This is a genomic window from Pseudomonas sp. FW305-3-2-15-E-TSA4 (assembly GCF_058787295.1).
This window is the reverse complement of sequence record NZ_JBYSZP010000007.1, coordinates 226,019-241,630: the sequence shown is the minus strand read 5'-3', so window position 1 is coordinate 241,630 and position 15,612 is coordinate 226,019. Positions and strand designations below refer to the sequence as shown.

General features: G+C 61.6%; 14 protein-coding genes. 8 read left to right on the top strand and 6 right to left on the bottom strand.

The features are described 5' to 3' along the window. Positions 1 to 231: 231 nt before the first annotated feature. Positions 232 to 1,530 carry an MFS transporter gene (locus AC3WMV_RS12200; RefSeq protein ID WP_103368519.1) on the bottom strand — a complete coding sequence of 433 codons (1,299 nt, stop codon included), beginning with the start codon at positions 1,528 to 1,530 and terminating at the stop codon, positions 232 to 234. Between the two features lie 377 nt (positions 1,531 to 1,907). Between AC3WMV_RS12200 and AC3WMV_RS12195 the strand changes: the two genes are divergently transcribed. Both AC3WMV_RS12195 and AC3WMV_RS12190 read left to right on the top strand, forming a co-directional pair. Next, complete coding sequence (locus tag AC3WMV_RS12195) at positions 1,908 to 2,312, top strand: acyl-CoA thioesterase (RefSeq protein ID WP_003229628.1); 405 nt, start codon at positions 1,908 to 1,910, stop codon at positions 2,310 to 2,312. Between the two features lie 57 nt (positions 2,313 to 2,369). Continuing rightward, on the top strand, positions 2,370 to 3,269 hold the full coding sequence (locus AC3WMV_RS12190) for a D-hexose-6-phosphate mutarotase (RefSeq protein ID WP_103368518.1): 900 nt from the start codon (positions 2,370 to 2,372) through the stop codon (positions 3,267 to 3,269). 151 nt (positions 3,270 to 3,420) lie between these two features. Here AC3WMV_RS12190 and AC3WMV_RS12185 read toward each other — a convergent pair whose 3' ends face one another. The 5 genes from AC3WMV_RS12185 to AC3WMV_RS12165 form a co-directional block, all read right to left on the bottom strand. After that, positions 3,421 to 3,957 (bottom strand): DUF3299 domain-containing protein, encoded by a 537-nt coding sequence (locus AC3WMV_RS12185; protein WP_027610367.1) that lies wholly within the window; start codon positions 3,955 to 3,957, stop codon positions 3,421 to 3,423. A 102-nt stretch (positions 3,958 to 4,059) separates the two neighbouring features. Then, positions 4,060 to 4,305, bottom strand: coding sequence for a GlsB/YeaQ/YmgE family stress response membrane protein (locus tag AC3WMV_RS12180; RefSeq protein WP_003229635.1), 246 nt, complete (start codon positions 4,303 to 4,305; stop codon positions 4,060 to 4,062). A 116-nt stretch (positions 4,306 to 4,421) separates the two neighbouring features. Continuing rightward, positions 4,422 to 5,504 (bottom strand): 5-(carboxyamino)imidazole ribonucleotide synthase, encoded by a 1,083-nt coding sequence (locus tag AC3WMV_RS12175; protein ID WP_103368517.1) that lies wholly within the window; start codon positions 5,502 to 5,504, stop codon positions 4,422 to 4,424. 10 nt (positions 5,505 to 5,514) lie between these two features. After that, the gene (gene purE / locus AC3WMV_RS12170) at positions 5,515 to 6,006 is read right to left on the bottom strand and encodes a 5-(carboxyamino)imidazole ribonucleotide mutase (protein WP_003229641.1); all 492 of its coding nucleotides are present in this window, start codon (positions 6,004 to 6,006) and stop codon (positions 5,515 to 5,517) included. Positions 6,007 to 6,339: 333 nt separating this feature from the next. Continuing rightward, positions 6,340 to 7,248: a LysR substrate-binding domain-containing protein gene (locus AC3WMV_RS12165; protein ID WP_007962273.1), complete on the bottom strand. Its 909-nt coding sequence runs from the start codon at positions 7,246 to 7,248 to the stop codon at positions 6,340 to 6,342. Between the two features lie 180 nt (positions 7,249 to 7,428). Between AC3WMV_RS12165 and aspA the strand changes: the two genes are divergently transcribed. The 6 genes from aspA (at position 7,429) to AC3WMV_RS12135 (ending at position 15,572) form a co-directional block, all read left to right on the top strand. Further along, positions 7,429 to 8,853, top strand: a complete 1,425-nt coding sequence (aspA, locus tag AC3WMV_RS12160) for an aspartate ammonia-lyase (RefSeq protein ID WP_027610364.1) — start codon at positions 7,429 to 7,431, stop codon at positions 8,851 to 8,853. Positions 8,854 to 9,360: 507 nt separating this feature from the next. Beyond that, a complete protein-coding gene (locus tag AC3WMV_RS12155) occupies positions 9,361 to 10,806 on the top strand; it encodes an alanine/glycine:cation symporter family protein (RefSeq protein ID WP_027610363.1) in 1,446 nt (481 codons plus the stop codon). Between the two features lie 171 nt (positions 10,807 to 10,977). Then, positions 10,978 to 11,982, top strand: coding sequence for an asparaginase (locus AC3WMV_RS12150; RefSeq protein WP_103368516.1), 1,005 nt, complete (start codon positions 10,978 to 10,980; stop codon positions 11,980 to 11,982). Between the two features lie 203 nt (positions 11,983 to 12,185). Further along, positions 12,186 to 13,181 carry an AraC family transcriptional regulator gene (locus AC3WMV_RS12145; RefSeq protein WP_103368515.1) on the top strand — a complete coding sequence of 332 codons (996 nt, stop codon included), beginning with the start codon at positions 12,186 to 12,188 and terminating at the stop codon, positions 13,179 to 13,181. Positions 13,182 to 13,449: 268 nt separating this feature from the next. After that, the gene (locus AC3WMV_RS12140) at positions 13,450 to 14,475 is read left to right on the top strand and encodes a histone deacetylase family protein (RefSeq protein ID WP_103368514.1); all 1,026 of its coding nucleotides are present in this window, start codon (positions 13,450 to 13,452) and stop codon (positions 14,473 to 14,475) included. Beyond that, a complete protein-coding gene (locus AC3WMV_RS12135) occupies positions 14,472 to 15,572 on the top strand; it encodes a polyamine ABC transporter substrate-binding protein (protein ID WP_103368513.1) in 1,101 nt (366 codons plus the stop codon). Before AC3WMV_RS12140 ends, AC3WMV_RS12135 begins: the two co-directional genes overlap by 4 nt. Positions 15,573 to 15,612 lie beyond the last annotated feature (40 nt).

Here is a 15,612-nt window from a genome sequence, read left to right as displayed (position 1 = left end):
CCTTACTCCTAGCAGATAGGGTGTGTTAAGTCGGGGCCAAGTATCAGCAGGCCGTGTGAACACTCTATGGCTGAAATATGACAATTGGATGAAAGGCCAGCATCCGGGTTTTACTGAATGATTCGAGTCGCCCTCATTCGCGAGCAGGCTCGCTCCCACAGTTGAAATGCATTCCAATGTGGGAGCGAGCCTGCTCGCGAAGGAGCCGGTACTGCTGGAGGAAATTCCGGATCAGCGCCCCTTTTTCCAGAGCCACGCCCCCACCAGAATCCCCATCGCGCACAGCACCGCCACATAGTAAGCCGGGCCCATCGCACTCTCTTTAAGCAGCAGGCTGACCACCATCGGCGTCAGGCCACCGAAGATCGCATACGCCACGTTGTACGAGAACGACAATCCGCTGAAGCGCACCACCGGCGGGAATGCCTTGACCATCACGTATGGCACCGCACCGATGGTGCCGACCAGCAGGCCGGTCAGGGCATATAGCGGGAACAGCCAGTTCGGGTGATCGCCGAGGCTGTGATAGAAGGTCCAGGAGCTGATCAGCAAGCCCAGGGAACCGAAGACAAACACCCGGCCGGCGCCAAACCGATCCGCCAGGGCACCGGAGATGATGCAACCGACGCTGAGGAACACGATCGCCAGGCTGTTGGATTGCAGCGCCACTGTCGCTGAGAAGTGATAGACCGTCTGCAGCACGGTCGGGGTCATCAGGATCACCACGACAATCCCGGCGGACAGCAGCCAGGTCAGCAGCATCGAGACCGCAATCGCCCCGCGATGGTCACGCAGCACCGCACGCAGCGGTACTTCTTCGGCCAGCGCCTTGCGCAGTTGCAGCTCGGCGAACACCGGAGTTTCGTGCAGCCAGCGGCGCAGATAGACCGAGAACAGGCCGAATACGCCGCCGAGCAGGAACGGGATCCGCCAGGCGTAATCCGCGACTTCCCCCGGTGTATAAATGCTGTTGATTGCCGTGGCGACCAGCGAGCCGAGCAAGATGCCGGCGGTCAAACCGCTGGTCAGCGTCCCGCAGGCGTAGCCGATGTGCTTTTGCGGCACGTGTTCGGAAACGAAGACCCACGCCCCCGGCACTTCCCCGCCAATCGCCGCGCCCTGGATAACTCGCATCAACAACAGCAGGATCGGCGCCCACATACCGATCTGCGCGTAGGTCGGCAGCAGGCCCATGATCAGGGTCGGCACGGCCATCATGAAAATGCTCAGGGTGAACATCTTCTTGCGCCCCAGCAGGTCGCCGAAGTGCGCCATGACGATGCCGCCCAGCGGCCGCGCAAGGTAACCGGCGGCGAAAATGCCGAAGGTCTGCATCAGGCGCAGCCATTCGGGCATGTCGGCCGGGAAGAACAGCTTGCCGACCACAGTGGCGAAGAACACGAAGATGATGAAGTCGTAAAACTCCAGCGCACCGCCCAGGGCCGATAGCGACAGAGTCTTGTAGTCATTGCGGGTCAGGGGGCGTGCAGGTTGCTCGGGCTGCGCGAGGCTCGAAGGCGCTGTGGTCATGGCAAGGGCTTCTCTTATAGGCGGATCTACCGCCACAACAACGCTGGCTGTGGCTTGGGCAGGTTCGGCACCATAGCAAATTGTTCGAAAAAGCACATAGAGGCGCGTATTTGACGGTCGAAATCAGAACCCGATGGTCGTCGCGGAGTCTACCGACCGATATACTCGCAACCTTGCTCCGGTTTGTAGGGGGTTGCTGTGCGAAAACGTCGTTGGCCCGGCCTTTGAACGGGATCAGCCGGTTTCGCAGAGTTTCCCCTTTAGGCGCCTATGGAAAACGTGACGAACGCAGTATGTTCGGTGCTGAATCGTTTTTCCTGAAGACGGCTACCACCAGCAATACCAACGAAGAGTCACGGGTCAGAGGCACCCCCGGCATGATAGAGCTCGAACAAGAAGATCCGATCCCGCAAGGCGACCTGGCCTTGCAAATTACCGCACTCCCGCGCGAAACCAACGGCTTTGGCGATATTTTCGGCGGCTGGCTGGTGGCGCAGATGGATCTGGCGGGTACCGCAATGGCCAGCCGCGTGGCCGGTGGTCGCGTAGCCACTGTCGCCATCGACCGCATGGCCTTCCTGGTGCCGGTCGCGGTGGGCGCGCAATTGTCCTTTTATACCCAGACCCTGGAAATCGGCCGCAGCTCGATCCAGATGATGGTCGAAGTGTGGAGCGACGATCCGCTGTCCAGCGAGTGGCGTAAAGTGACCGAGGCGGTATTCGTCTTCGTCGCCATCGACGGCAGCGGTCGCACCCGCTCGGTGCCACCACGCGCGCGTTAAACATCGCCGCGGTTTGCGGTCGATAGTCGTTCCAAGTGTCTGATCGAGAGTTGCCCCATGAACACGCCCAACGTTGAAGCGGTGAAACTGGATGAACTGAACTGCTGGCGCATCCGCCACGGTCAGGCCGAAGTGCTGGTGGCCCAGCAAGGCGCGCACATCCTCAGTTATCAGATTGACGGCCAGCCGCCGATCATCTGGCTGAACGACAAGGCTGTGTTCAAGACCGGCAAGAGCATCCGCGCCGGTGTGCCGGTGTGCTGGCCTTGGTTCGGCAAGTTCGAACGCAACCCGCAGAGCGTGCAGGCCATGTACACCGGTGAGCAACCGGCACCCGCGCACGGTCTGGTACGGGCGATGGATTGGGAGCTGGGCGGCATCGAATCAGAGGCTGACGGCGTCAAGGTTGAATTCAGGCTGCCCTACCCCGAAGGTGGCCTGCCGGGCTGGCCGCATCAGGTCGATCTGACCCTGACCCTGCATCTGAATGATCAGTTGCACATCAGCCTGACCAGCCACAACCGAGGTGTCGAAACCGTCAGCATCAGCCAGGCGCTGCACACTTATTTCGCGGTCAGCGATGTTCGCAACGTGCAGGTCGACGGTGTGGACGGTCTGGATTACATCGAGACCTTGGACAACTGGAAGACCAACGCCCAGAAGGGTGACCTTTATTTTGCCGGCGAAACCGATCGCATCTACCTCGACGCCCCGCCGCAGTTGAGCATCGTCGACCCGACCTGGGAACGACGCATCGTGCTGACCGCCACTGGCTCACGCACCGCCGTGATCTGGAACCCGTGGATCGACCGCGCGGCAGCGCTGACCGACATGGACAACGATGGCTGGCAGCGCATGCTGTGCATCGAGACGGCGAATGTGATGGATGATGTGGTGAACCTGGCGTCGGGTGCGAGCCATACGATGGGCGTCAGCATCGGCAGCAAACCGCTCTAACCAACACCGCAATATCAATGTGGGTGAAAGCCTTTGTGGTGAGGGGATTTATCCCCGATGGCCTGCGGAGCAGGCCCCTGCCCTTGATTCAAAGCGGGGGTCGCTTCGCAACCCATCGGGGACAAATCCCCTCGCTACAATTGTTCAGATGTTAGAGATCAGACTCCTGCACCACCCGCACTTTGTCAGCTTCCAGCGCATACGCCGCATCGGCCAGGTCATTGCTGACCTTCTCGATCTTCAGCGTGCCGGTCACCCACAGCGGCGTGTAGATGTCATCCAGCTTCAAACCTTTGGGATAACGCACCAGCACCAGTTGATTCGGTGGTGGCGGCGGCACGTGGATGCAGGCGCCCGGATACGGCACGAGGAAGAACAGCGTGCTGCGGCCCTTGGCGTCGGATTCCAGCGGCACTGGGTAGCCACCGATGCGGATGTGCTTGTCGTTCATCGACGCCACGGTCTTGGTCGAATACATCACCGCCGGCAGGCCTTTAGCCTGTTTCATCCCGCCCTTCTCGGTGAAGGTGCCGGTGGCTTCCGGGGAGTTGTGGTCGATTTCGGGCATGGCCTCGAGGGCTTTCTGGTCCGACTTGGGCATCAGTTCCAGCCAGTCGGTTTCCGGCAGTTCGCCGGCGTGGGCCAGACCGCTGCCCAGCAAAAGAAGAGTCAACAGAAGACGGCGCATGGAGGTGCTCGGTAAAAGATGCTCGGATAAAGGAAGGACGTTGAATCGCCGAGCATTCTAGCCCTCCCTGCCGCGTTGGCAGAGAGGACTTGGTCGCTTGGATCAGTTCTTTTTGATCAGGCCGTAGATCACCAGCAGCACGATCGCGCCGACCAGTGCACCGATGAAGCCTGCGCCCTGACCTGCCTGATAGATACCCAGGGCCTGGCCGCCGTAAGTGGCCGCCAGCGAACCGCCGATACCGAGCAGGATGGTCATGATCCAGCCCATGCTGTCATCGCCCGGTTTGAGGAAGCGTGCCAGCAGGCCGACGATCAAGCCGATAAAGATGGTTCCGATAATTCCCATGGCATTTCCCTCTGACTCTGAATGGTAGATATGCCAAAGCCTAGTCAGACTTTGGCATCCTGCCATGAGAGAACGGCGGCTCCCGAAGGTTCCGCCGTTGCCAGATGAAACTGTGGTTACTCGGCGATAAGCGCTTCGACCTTGACGATCTGTGCCTGCAGCGTGGCCATGTCGGCGCAGCGCAGGTTGGCGTGACCGACCTTGCGCCCGGCCTTGAAGGCTTTGCCGTAGTGATGCAGATGGCAGTCTTCGATGGCGATGACTTTCTCAACCGGCGGAACCACGCCGATGAAGTTGAGCATGGCGCTCTCGCCGACCTTGGCCGTCGAACCCAGCGGCAGGCCGGCAACGGCGCGCAGGTGGTTTTCGAACTGACTGCACTCGGCGCCTTCGGTGGTCCAGTGCCCGGAATTGTGCACACGCGGGGCGATTTCGTTGGCCTTGAGGCCACCGTCGACTTCAAAGAACTCGAACGCCATCACACCGACGTAATCCAGCTGCTTGAGCACACGGCTGGAGTAGTCTTCGGCCAACGCCTGCAGCGGGTGATCGGTGCTGGCCACCGACAGCTTGAGGATGCCGCTGTCGTGGGTGTTGTGTACCAGCGGATAGAACTTCGTTTCACCATCACGGGCACGCACGGCGATCAGCGAAACTTCGCCGGTGAACGGCACGAAGCCTTCCAGCAGGCAGGCCACGCTGCCCAGCTCGGCGAATGTACCGACCACGTCTTCCGGCTTGCGCAGGACTTTCTGACCCTTGCCGTCGTAACCCAGGGTGCGGGTTTTCAGCACGGCCGGCAGACCGATGGCAGCCACGGCGGCGTCCAGGTCGGCTTGCGATTGAATGTCGGCGAAGGCCGGGGTCGGGATGCCCAGCTCCTTGAACATGCTCTTCTCGAACCAGCGGTCGCGAGCGATGCGCAGGGCTTCGGCGCTCGGATAGACCGGGACGAATTGGGAGAGAAACGCCACGGTTTCCGCCGGGACGCTTTCGAACTCGAACGTCACCAGGTCGACTTCATCGGCCAGTTGGCGCAGGTGATCCTGATCGCCGTAATCGGCCCGCAGGTGTTCGCCCAGTGCTGCGGCGCAAGCGTCCGGCGCCGGGTCGAGGAAAGCGAAGTTCATGCCCAGCGGAGTACCCGCCAGCGCCAACATGCGGCCCAACTGGCCGCCACCGATTACACCGATCTTCATCTCAACAACCTCAGGCAATACGTGGGTCTGGATTGTCCAGGACGCTGTCTGTCTGCTCGGCACGGAAGGTTTTCAGTACCGCGTGGAACTGTGGATGCTTGGCACCAAGGATGCTCGCCGAGAGCAGCGCGGCGTTGATCGCGCCGGCCTTGCCGATAGCCAGGGTGGCAACCGGAATGCCCGCCGGCATCTGCACGATCGACAGCAGCGAATCGACACCCGAGAGCATCGACGACTGCACCGGAACGCCCAGTACAGGCAGGTGGGTCTTGGCCGCACACATGCCTGGCAAGTGGGCTGCGCCACCGGCACCGGCGATGATCACCTCGATGCCACGGCCCTCAGCCTCTTCGGCGTACTGGAACAGCAGATCCGGGGTGCGGTGAGCAGAAACCACCTTGACCTCGTACGGGATGCCGAGCTTTTCCAGCATATCGGCGGTGTGGCTAAGGGTGGACCAATCGGACTTGGAGCCCATGATCACGCCAACCAGTGCACTCATCGTCGCGCCTCTTCTCTCTGGGCGCCCGCAGGCGCGTCAAAAACAACAAGCCACGCAGGATTGCGTGGCTTGATTGTACGAAAAATGGCCGGACGTACCGGCCGAAGGCCGCGCAGTATACCGCAAAGAAAGCAATAAACAGCCCCCGAAACGACCATCTGTCAAATCAGCCAGAGGCCCGGTTTTATTGACTTGAAGGTCAGCGACAGAACACCGCAAATCCGCCCTGTGGGAGCGGGCTTGCTCGCGAAGGCGTCAGGTCAGATACATGAATCTCGACTGACACACCGTATTCGCGAGCAAGCCCGCTCCCACAATTGGATCTGCGGTGGCTCAGGAAGCCTGTGCAGCGCCGCCTTCAAGCTTGCGCCACAGCAACCGCACGTTGGCCTTGCGCACCAGTGCGCAGCGATACAGGCGAATCTCCAGCGGCACGTGCCATTGCGGGCCGCCGCAGACCACCAGTTCGCCGCGAGCCAGCTCTGCCCGCACACTCAACTGCGGCACCCAGGCGATGCCGAGCCCCTCCAGGGCCATGCTCTTGAGGCTGTCGGCCATGGCGGTTTCATAGATGGTGGTGAAACGCAGCTGGCGCTGGCGCAATAATCCATTCACCGAACGCCCGAGAAACGCCCCGGCGCTGTACGCCAACAGCGGCACACTGGCCTCGCCTTCCAGATCGAACAGCGGTTTGCCATCGGCATCGGCTGCGCACACCGGGAGCATTTCGGTCTGGCCCAGGTGCAGCGACGGGAAGATTTCCGGGTCCATCTGCATCGCCGCGTCCGGGTCGTAGAACGCCAGCATCAGGTCGCAGCCGCCTTCGCGCAATGCATGCACCGCGTCGCCGACGTTGGTTGCCACCAATCGCGTGGCGATGTTCAGCCCTTCGTTGCGCAGTTGCGCAATCCAGCGCGGGAAGAAGCCCAGCGCCAAAGAGTGGGCGGCGGCGACTTGCATCACTTCGCCCTGCCCGCCTTCCAGGTGATGCAGATGGCGCAGCACTTCGCCGAGCTGTTCGACCACGGTGCGCGCGGTCACCAGAAACAGCTGTCCCGCTGCCGTCAGCTCGATCGGCGTGCGCGAGCGGTTGACCAGCGTCAGCCCAAGCGCCGCCTCCAGGCTGCGGATCCGCCGACTGAATGCAGGCTGGGTCACGAAGCGCCGTTCGGCCGCCTGCGAGAAGCTGCGAGTGGCGGCCAGGGCACTGAAGTCCTCGAGCCATTTGCTTTCCAGATTCATCACGCCCTCCCGGACACGCACCAAAACAGGTCACACGTCTGCCGCGCAGGCGGCGTCACACGGGCATTATGCCGAATGTGCATAGGCCAGTGTTTAACAGCATTGGCCCAAAAAATCCCACAAGCCTAGCATTCGCAGCGTTCCGGCACAGACCGGGTCCATATCGAGATGATTTCTATCATGTCCTCCGCTGCATCTTTCCGCACAGAAAACGACCTGCTTGGCGCCCTCGAAGTACCGGCTCAAGCGTATTACGGCATCCAGACCCTGCGAGCGGTGAACAACTTCCGTCTCTCCGGCGTTCCGATTTCGCATTACCCGAAACTGGTTGTGGGTCTGGCGATGGTCAAACAGGCCGCCGCTGACGCCAACCGTGAGTTGGGTCATCTGAGCGAAGCCAAGCACGCTGCCATCAGCGAAGCCTGTGCCCGATTGATCCGCGGTGATTTCCACGAAGAGTTCGTGGTCGACATGATTCAAGGTGGCGCCGGTACGTCCACCAACATGAACGCCAACGAAGTGATCGCCAACATTGCGCTCGAAGCAATGGGTCACCAGAAAGGCGAGTACCAGTACCTGCACCCGAACGACGACGTCAACATGGCGCAGTCGACCAACGACGCCTACCCGACCGCGATCCGCCTGGGTCTGCTGCTGGGTCACGACGCGCTGCTGGCCAGCCTCGACAGCCTGATTCAGGCCTTCGCGGCCAAGGGCAAAGAATTCGATCACGTCCTGAAAATGGGCCGTACCCAGCTGCAAGACGCCGTACCGATGACTTTGGGTCAAGAATTCCGTGCTTTCGCCACCACCATGGGCGAAGACCTGGCCCGTCTGAAGACGCTGGCCCCGGAACTGCTGACTGAAGTGAACCTGGGCGGTACCGCGATCGGCACCGGCATCAACGCCGACCCGCGCTATCAGGCGCTGGCCGTTCAGCGTCTGGCGCTGATCAGCGGTCAACCGCTGGTGCCCGCCGCCGACCTGATCGAAGCCACCTCCGACATGGGCGCCTTCGTGCTGTTCTCCGGCATGCTCAAGCGCACCGCGGTCAAGCTGTCGAAAATCTGCAACGACCTGCGCCTGCTGTCCAGCGGTCCACGCACCGGCATCAACGAGATCAACCTGCCAGCGCGTCAGCCAGGCAGCTCGATCATGCCCGGCAAGGTCAACCCGGTGATTCCGGAAGCCGTTAACCAGGTGGCCTTCCAGGTCATCGGTAACGATCTGGCGCTGACCATGGCAGCCGAAGGCGGCCAACTGCAGCTGAACGTGATGGAGCCGCTGATCGCGTTCAAGATCCTCGACTCGATCCGTCTGCTGCAACGCGCCATGGACATGCTGCGCGAGCACTGCATCGTCGGCATCACCGCCAACGAAGCGCGCTGCCGCGAACTGGTCGAGCACTCGATCGGTCTGGTCACCGCACTGAACCCGTACATCGGCTACAAAAACGCCACCCGCATCGCCCGTATCGCCCTTGAAAGCGGCCGCGGCGTGCTGGAACTGGTGCGCGAAGAAGGTCTGCTCGACGAAGCCATGCTCGCCGACATCCTGCGCCCGGAAAACATGATTGCCCCGCGTCTGGTTCCGCTCAAAGCCTGAGCCGACGCGTTATTTGTAGCACCGCTCACCAGGTCGAGGGACTAGACACCTCTCACCTTTTGAGGGCTTGGGGATTTGTCCCCAAGCCCTTTTTTTTAACTTTCTGATCCTGAGACCCGTATGTCTGGGGACTGAACAATGTAGAGGTGAGTCATTGTGATGAGGGGGGATAAATCCCCTCACCACAGGGTTTGCATCAACAGAAGAGCAGTTCCCGCACAAGCCCGGCGCCGGTAACGCCGGGTGTTTCAACGCTTCGTTTCGTCGCTTGCACCACGAGCGTGCAGACGGGCGCCGCACTGATCGGTATAGTGCCGCCCCTCTTCGCGTGAGCGGTCGTCGGTAACGAGGCCATAACCCATGCGAAACCCGAACTAATAACAAACCCGCGAAATGGATCCGGGACGAAACCTTCGCCTCACCTGTCGTGCCGCGCGCAAACCGGTGTAACGCGATGTTTCTGAACATCCAGCATTTGCTTACACAAAAAACAGCGAGGAAAAATCCATGCTCGAAGTCATCAACGACTTCCTCTCAGGGAAAGTACTGATCGTGCTCATTGTCGGGCTCGGTAGCTACTTCACGATTCGCTCGCGTTTCGTTCAATTGCGGCACTTCTTCCACATGTTCGCGGTGTTCCGCGACAGCCTGAAAAGCAGCGGCGGGCAACTCAGCTCGTTCCAGGCCCTGATGCTCAGCCTTGCCGGCCGCGTCGGTGCAGGCAACATCGCCGGTGTCGGCATCGCCGTGACCCTCGGTGGTCCGGGTGCGGTGTTCTGGATGTGGGTGACCGCACTGGTCGGCATGTCCAGCAGCTTCTTCGAATGCACCCTGGCGCAGGTCTACAAGCGCGCCGATGGCGACGGTCTGTACCGTGGCGGCCCGGCCTACTACATCCAGCACGGCCTGAAGTTGAAAGGCATGGCAGTGGTGTTCTCGGTCCTGCTGCTGGTCACCTACGGCTTCGCCTTCATCGGCCTGCAGTCCTACACCGTGACCCACTCGCTGCAGAACGCCTTCGCCTTCGACCCAAGCCACACCGGGATCGTCCTGGCGGTGCTGCTGGCCATCACCTTCATCGGCGGCATCAAGCGCATCGCTGCAGTGTCCGATCTGCTGGTACCGGTCAAGACCCTGGCGTACATCGGCGTGACCCTGTACGTGATCGGCACCCAGATCGAACACGTGCCAGCGATGCTGGAAACCATCTTCAAGAGCGCCTTCGGTCTCGACCCGGCCTTCGGCGGCCTGCTCGGCAGCGCCATCGTCATGGGCGTGAAGCGTGGCGTGTTCGCCAACGAAGCGGGCCTGGGCAGTGCGCCGAACGTCGCCGCCGTGGCCTCGGTGAAACACCCGGGCGCCCAGGGCGTGGTTCAGGCCTTCAGCGTGTTCCTCGACACCTTCGTGATCTGCACCTGCACCGCGCTGCTGATCCTGTTGTCGGGCTTCTACACCCCGGGCTTCGAAGGTGACGGCATCGTCCTGACCCAGAACTCGCTGGCCGCCGTGGTCGGTGACTGGGGCCGCATCTTCGTCAGCGTCGCGCTGTCGCTGTTCGTCTTCACCTGCATCCTCTACAACTACTACCTGGGCGAAAACAGCCTGCAGTTCCTCAGCCGCAACCGCGCCTTGCTGATGGTTTTCCGCGGTCTGGTCCTGGCGCTGGTGGTATGGGGTTCGATGCAGGATCTGTCGACCGTGTTCGCCTTCGCCGACATCACCATGACCTGCCTGGCCTTCGTCAACCTGATGGCCCTGGCCATGCTGTTCAAGGTCGGCATGCGCGTGATGCGCGACTACGACGAACAGCGCCGTGCGGGCATCAAGCAGCCGGTGTTCGACTCCAGCAAATTTGCCGATCTGGATCTGGACCTGAAGGCCTGGCCGACCGAGGCGCCAGCTGCCGACAAGACCGCAGCCGAGCCGCAAGGCGTGCCTGCAGCGCAACGCTGACAGGTGAATGACGGGCGCATCCCCTGCGCCCGTCAGTTATTGTGATGCAATAACTTGTAGGAGCGAGCCTGCTCGCGATAGCTGTCTTTCAGCCAACATCAATGTTGAATGATGAACCGCTATCGCGAGCAGGCTCACTCCTACAATGTCATCTCTTGTGGAGACCCTCAGATGATTGCCAATTCCTTTCCCGCCGCCCAAAACGTCATGGTGCTCTACACCGGTGGCACCATCGGCATGCAGGCCAGTGCCAACGGTCTGGCCCCGGCGTCCGGTTTCGAAGCGCGGATGCGCGACTACCTGCACAGCCAGCCTGAACTCGTTGTGCCGCAGTGGCGCTTCCGGGAAATGTCGCCGCTGATCGACAGCGCCAACATGACCCCGGCCTACTGGCAGCAACTGCGCGAAGCGGTGGTCGATGCGGTGGACGTGCAAGGCTGCGACAGCGTGCTGATCCTGCATGGCACCGACACCCTGGCCTACAGCGCTGCGGCGATGAGTTTCCAGTTGCTCGGCCTGCATGCCCGGGTGTGTTTCACCGGCTCGATGCTGCCGGCCGGCGTCACCGACAGCGATGCCTGGGAAAACCTCGGTGGCGCGCTCGTTGCTCTGGGTCAGGGTCTGGCGCCGGGCGTGCACCTGTATTTCCATGGCGAGCTGCTGGCGCCGACCCGTTGCGCGAAAGTGCGCAGCTTCGGCCGGCATCCGTTCAAGCGCCTGGAGCGTCAGGGCGGCGGGGTGAAAGCGCCGTCGATTCCGGCCGCACTGAACTACAACCAGCCGAAACAACTGGCCAAGGTTGCTGTGCTGCCACTGTTCCCCGGCATCGGCGCCGAGGTGGTTGATGGCCTGCTGGCCAGCGGTATCAAAGGTCTGGTGCTGGAGTGCTACGGCAGCGGCACCGGACCGAGCGACAATCCCGAGTTCCTTGCCAGCCTCGGCCGCGCACGGGACAACGGTGTGGTGGTGGTTGCGGTCACGCAGTGCCATGAAGGCGGGGTCGAGCTGGATGTGTATGAAGCCGGCAGCCGTTTGCGCGGCGTTGGCGTGTTGTCCGGTGGCGGCATGACCCGAGAAGCGGCGTTCGGCAAGCTGCACGGCTTGCTCGGTGCGGGTCTGGACAACGCCGAAGTGCGGCGTCTGATCGAACTCGACCTGTGTGGCGAACTGATCTGACACCACCCGAACCCTTGCAGGAGTGAGCCCTTGTGGCGAGGGAGCTTGCTCCCGCTCGACTGCGCAGCAGTCGCAGTGTTTTGGGGCCGCTACGCGCCCCAGCGGGAGCAAGCTCCCTCGCCACAACAGCCCTCACACCGTTTGATCTTCACCCGGCATATAACTTGCTGCCGTTTCCAGTACCTCCAAGGCTGGAAGATCTTATGCTCCACTCCCACCTCACCACGCTCAACGCCGTCTCACTGGTGCTCAACACCTTCAAGGCCGAAGGCCTGTCGAGCGACGCGCTGCTGGCCGGCAGCGGCATCAGTGCGGCGGATCTGGCCCGTGCCGACACGCGCATCACCACCAATCAGGAAATGCAGGTCTGCGCCAATGCGGTCGCGCTCAAGCATGACATCGGCCTGGAACTGGGCCGACGGATGCACGTTTCCTGCTACGGCATCCTCGGTTACGCCCTGCTCACCAGTGCCACCTTAGGTGACGCTTTGCGCCTGGCGATTCGCTATCCGGCGCTGCTGGGAACACTTTTCGAACTGAGCCTGGAAGACGACGGCGAGCGGGTCTGGTTCGTCGCCGCCGATTACCGCGAGAGCCCGTCGATGGCGGTGTTCAACGCGGAGTTCTGCCTGGTGTCATTGAAGGTCATCTGCGACGATTTGCTTGGGCATCCGCTGCCGCTACTGGCGACACGCTTTGAACATGCCGCACCGGATTACCGCGACAGCTACGCTGAGCACTTCAACAGCCCGCTGCACTTCGGCGCCAAGGACAATGCTTTCGCCTTTGACCGGCGCTGGCTCGATCAGCCGCTGCCATTGGCCGACAGCATCACCCACCAGGCCATGGCCGACCGCTGCCGCAAACAGAACATCGAGTTCACCGGGCGGCAGGCGTGGCTGGGGCGGATTCGCCAGTTGCTCAGTGCCCAGCTCAATGCAGCACCGGGGCTGGAGGGGCTGGCCCAGCAAATGAAGTGCTCGCCGCGCACCTTGCGCCGGCATCTCAAGGACATGGGCAGCAGTTATCAGGAACTGCTCGACGAACTGCGCTTCGAGCGCGCCAAGCAGATGCTGTGTGAGGATCAACTGCCGATCTACCGCATCGCCGAGACCCTGGGTTTCAGCGAGACCGCGAGTTTCCGCCATGCGTTCGTGCGCTGGAGCGGTGTCGCGCCGAGCCAGTTTCGCCCTCATTGATGTTCCAATGTGGGAGCGGGCTTGCTCGCGAATGCGCAGTGTCAATCGCGATCAATTTATCTGACATACCGTATTCGCGAGCAAGCCCGCCCCCACCGGGACGCATTTCATGCCTGAATCTAAGCAAGGCTGTACTGAAAAGAGGGGCGAATTGCGGTCAGAGTTTTTGGCCATATCGATCCCCTTTTGGCCTTTCCTGCCGTTCTCCGATTCGCCGCGCGCCGCAACACTGGGGGCAACCGAATCAGCCCCCTGCGGAGAACAACAAATGCTGACGATCTACTCGGACGATCACCACCTGCACCACGGCCGCTGCGAACTCATCGACGGCCAGCTCAAGCCGTGTTTCGAAATGCCGTCGCGCGCCGACCACGTGCTGCAACGGGTACAACACCAGAACCTCGGCCCGGTAGAAGCGCCAACGGATTTTGGCCTCGAACCGATCGCGCGCATCCACAGCCGCGATTACCTCGACTTCTTCAAAGGTGCGTGGGCACGCTGGACCGAATTCAACACCGACGGCGACTTGCTGCCCTACACCTGGCCCGCCCGCACTCTGCGGCAGATCAAACCGACCAGCCTGCACGGCCAGCTCGGCTACTACAGCTTCGACGGCGGCGCGCCGATCACCGCCGGCACCTGGCAAGCAGCCTACAGTGCAGCGCAAGTGGCGCTGACTGCCCAGGCGGAAATCCAGCGCGGTGCACACAGTGCCTTCGCCCTGTGCCGACCACCGGGACACCACGCCGCCAGCGACTTGATGGGCGGTTATTGCTACCTGAACAACGCCGCCATTGCCGCTCAGGCATTCATCGATGCCGGCCACAAGAAGGTCGCGATCCTCGACGTCGACTATCACCACGGCAACGGCACCCAGTCGATTTTCTATGAGCGCAGCGACGTGCTGTTCACCTCGATCCACGGCCACCCGGAAGCCGAGTTTCCATTCTTCCTCGGCTACGAAGATGAACGTGGCGGAGGCGCCGGTGAAGGCTTCAACTTCAACTATCCGCTAGCGGCCGGCTCCGGCTGGGATGTGTGGAGCGCGGCACTGGAACAGGCCTGCAACGAGATCGACAGCTATGGCGCCGACGTCATCGTCGTGTCGCTGGGCGTCGACACCTTCAAGGACGATCCGATCTCGCAGTTCAAGCTCGACAGCCCGGATTACCTGGCCATGGGCAAACGCATCGCCGCCCTCGGCAAACCAACCCTGTTCGTCATGGAAGGGGGTTACGCGGTGGAAGAAATCGGCATCAACGCGGTGAACGTGCTGGAAGGTTTTGAACAATGAACCGACTCAAGCACTGCATTGCGCCAGCCCTGTGCGCCGCGCTGCTCAGCGTCGGCGCCCACGCCGAAGAACGTACCCTGCGCGTCTACAACTGGTTCGACTACATCACGCCCAAGGCGCTGGAAGATTTCAAGGCACAGAACACCCAGACCAGACTGGTCTACGACATCTTCGACACCAATGAAGCGCTGGAAGCCAAACTGCTGACCGGCAACTCCGGCTATGACGTGGTGGTGCCGTCAAACGTGTTCCTCGCCAAGCAGATCGAGGCCGGGGTGTTCCAGCCGCTGGATCGCAGCAAGCTGCCGAACTGGAATCACCTCGATCCGAAACTGATGAAGCTGATCGAAGCCAACGACCCGGGCAACAAATTTGCCGTGCCGTACATGTACGGCACGATCCTGATCGGCTTCAATCCGGCCAAGGTCAAAGCCGCGCTGGGGGATAACGCGCCGGTGGACAGCTGGGACCTGATCTTCAAGGAGGACAACCTCAGCAAGCTCAAGCAGTGCGGCGTTGCCCTGCTCGACTCGCCGTCGGAGATTCTGCCGCTGGCCCTGCAACACCTGGGTCTGGACCCCAACAGCAAAAATCCGGCGGACTATGCCAAGGCCGAAGCGCTGCTGATGAAGATCCGGCCGTACGTGACCTACTTCCATTCGTCCAAGTACATGGCCGACATCGCCAACGGTGACATCTGCGTCGCGGTCGGTTATTCCGGCAGCTTCTCGCAAGCGGCCAACCGCGCCAAAGAGGCGAAGAACGGTGTAGTGGTCGACATGCGCCTGCCCAAGGAAGGCGCACCGATCTGGTTCGACATGCTCGCCATTCCCAAGGGCGCGAAGAACACCGAGGATGCCTACACCTTCATCAACTACCTGCTGCAACCGGCGGTGATCGCGCCGGTCAGCGACTTCGTCGGGTATCCGAACCCGAACAAGGACGCCACCCAACTGGTCGATCCGGCGATCCGCAACAACCCCAACCTGTACCCGACCGATGCGGCGATGGGCACGCTTTACACCCTGCAACCGCTGCCGCGGGATGCCGAGCGGGCACGCACCCGGGCCTGGACCAAGATCAAGTCCGGTACCTGAGCCGACGCTGACGACAAGACCCGCCGCCGTGCGGGTCTTT

Bases quoted from the DNA above. Each gene is read 5' to 3' on its own strand.
- aspA (WP_027610364.1), top strand. From the start codon at position 7,429: ATGTCCTCCGCTGCATCTTTCCGCACAGAAAACGACCTGCTTGGCGCC.
- AC3WMV_RS12195 (WP_003229628.1), top strand. From the start codon at position 1,908: ATGATAGAGCTCGAACAAGAAGATCCGATCCCGCAAGGCGACCTGGCC.
- AC3WMV_RS12175 (WP_103368517.1), bottom strand. From the start codon at position 5,504: ATGAAGATCGGTGTAATCGGTGGCGGCCAGTTGGGCCGCATGTTGGCG.
- AC3WMV_RS12200 (WP_103368519.1), bottom strand. From the start codon at position 1,530: ATGACCACAGCGCCTTCGAGCCTCGCGCAGCCCGAGCAACCTGCACGC.
- AC3WMV_RS12140 (WP_103368514.1), top strand. From the start codon at position 13,450: ATGCTGACGATCTACTCGGACGATCACCACCTGCACCACGGCCGCTGC.
- AC3WMV_RS12180 (WP_003229635.1), bottom strand. From the start codon at position 4,305: ATGGGAATTATCGGAACCATCTTTATCGGCTTGATCGTCGGCCTGCTG.
- AC3WMV_RS12155 (WP_027610363.1), top strand. From the start codon at position 9,361: ATGCTCGAAGTCATCAACGACTTCCTCTCAGGGAAAGTACTGATCGTG.
- AC3WMV_RS12135 (WP_103368513.1), top strand. From the start codon at position 14,472: ATGAACCGACTCAAGCACTGCATTGCGCCAGCCCTGTGCGCCGCGCTG.
- AC3WMV_RS12185 (WP_027610367.1), bottom strand. From the start codon at position 3,957: ATGCGCCGTCTTCTGTTGACTCTTCTTTTGCTGGGCAGCGGTCTGGCC.
- AC3WMV_RS12145 (WP_103368515.1), top strand. From the start codon at position 12,186: ATGCTCCACTCCCACCTCACCACGCTCAACGCCGTCTCACTGGTGCTC.
- purE (WP_003229641.1), bottom strand. From the start codon at position 6,006: ATGAGTGCACTGGTTGGCGTGATCATGGGCTCCAAGTCCGATTGGTCC.
- AC3WMV_RS12165 (WP_007962273.1), bottom strand. From the start codon at position 7,248: ATGAATCTGGAAAGCAAATGGCTCGAGGACTTCAGTGCCCTGGCCGCC.
- AC3WMV_RS12190 (WP_103368518.1), top strand. From the start codon at position 2,370: ATGAACACGCCCAACGTTGAAGCGGTGAAACTGGATGAACTGAACTGC.
- AC3WMV_RS12150 (WP_103368516.1), top strand. From the start codon at position 10,978: ATGATTGCCAATTCCTTTCCCGCCGCCCAAAACGTCATGGTGCTCTAC.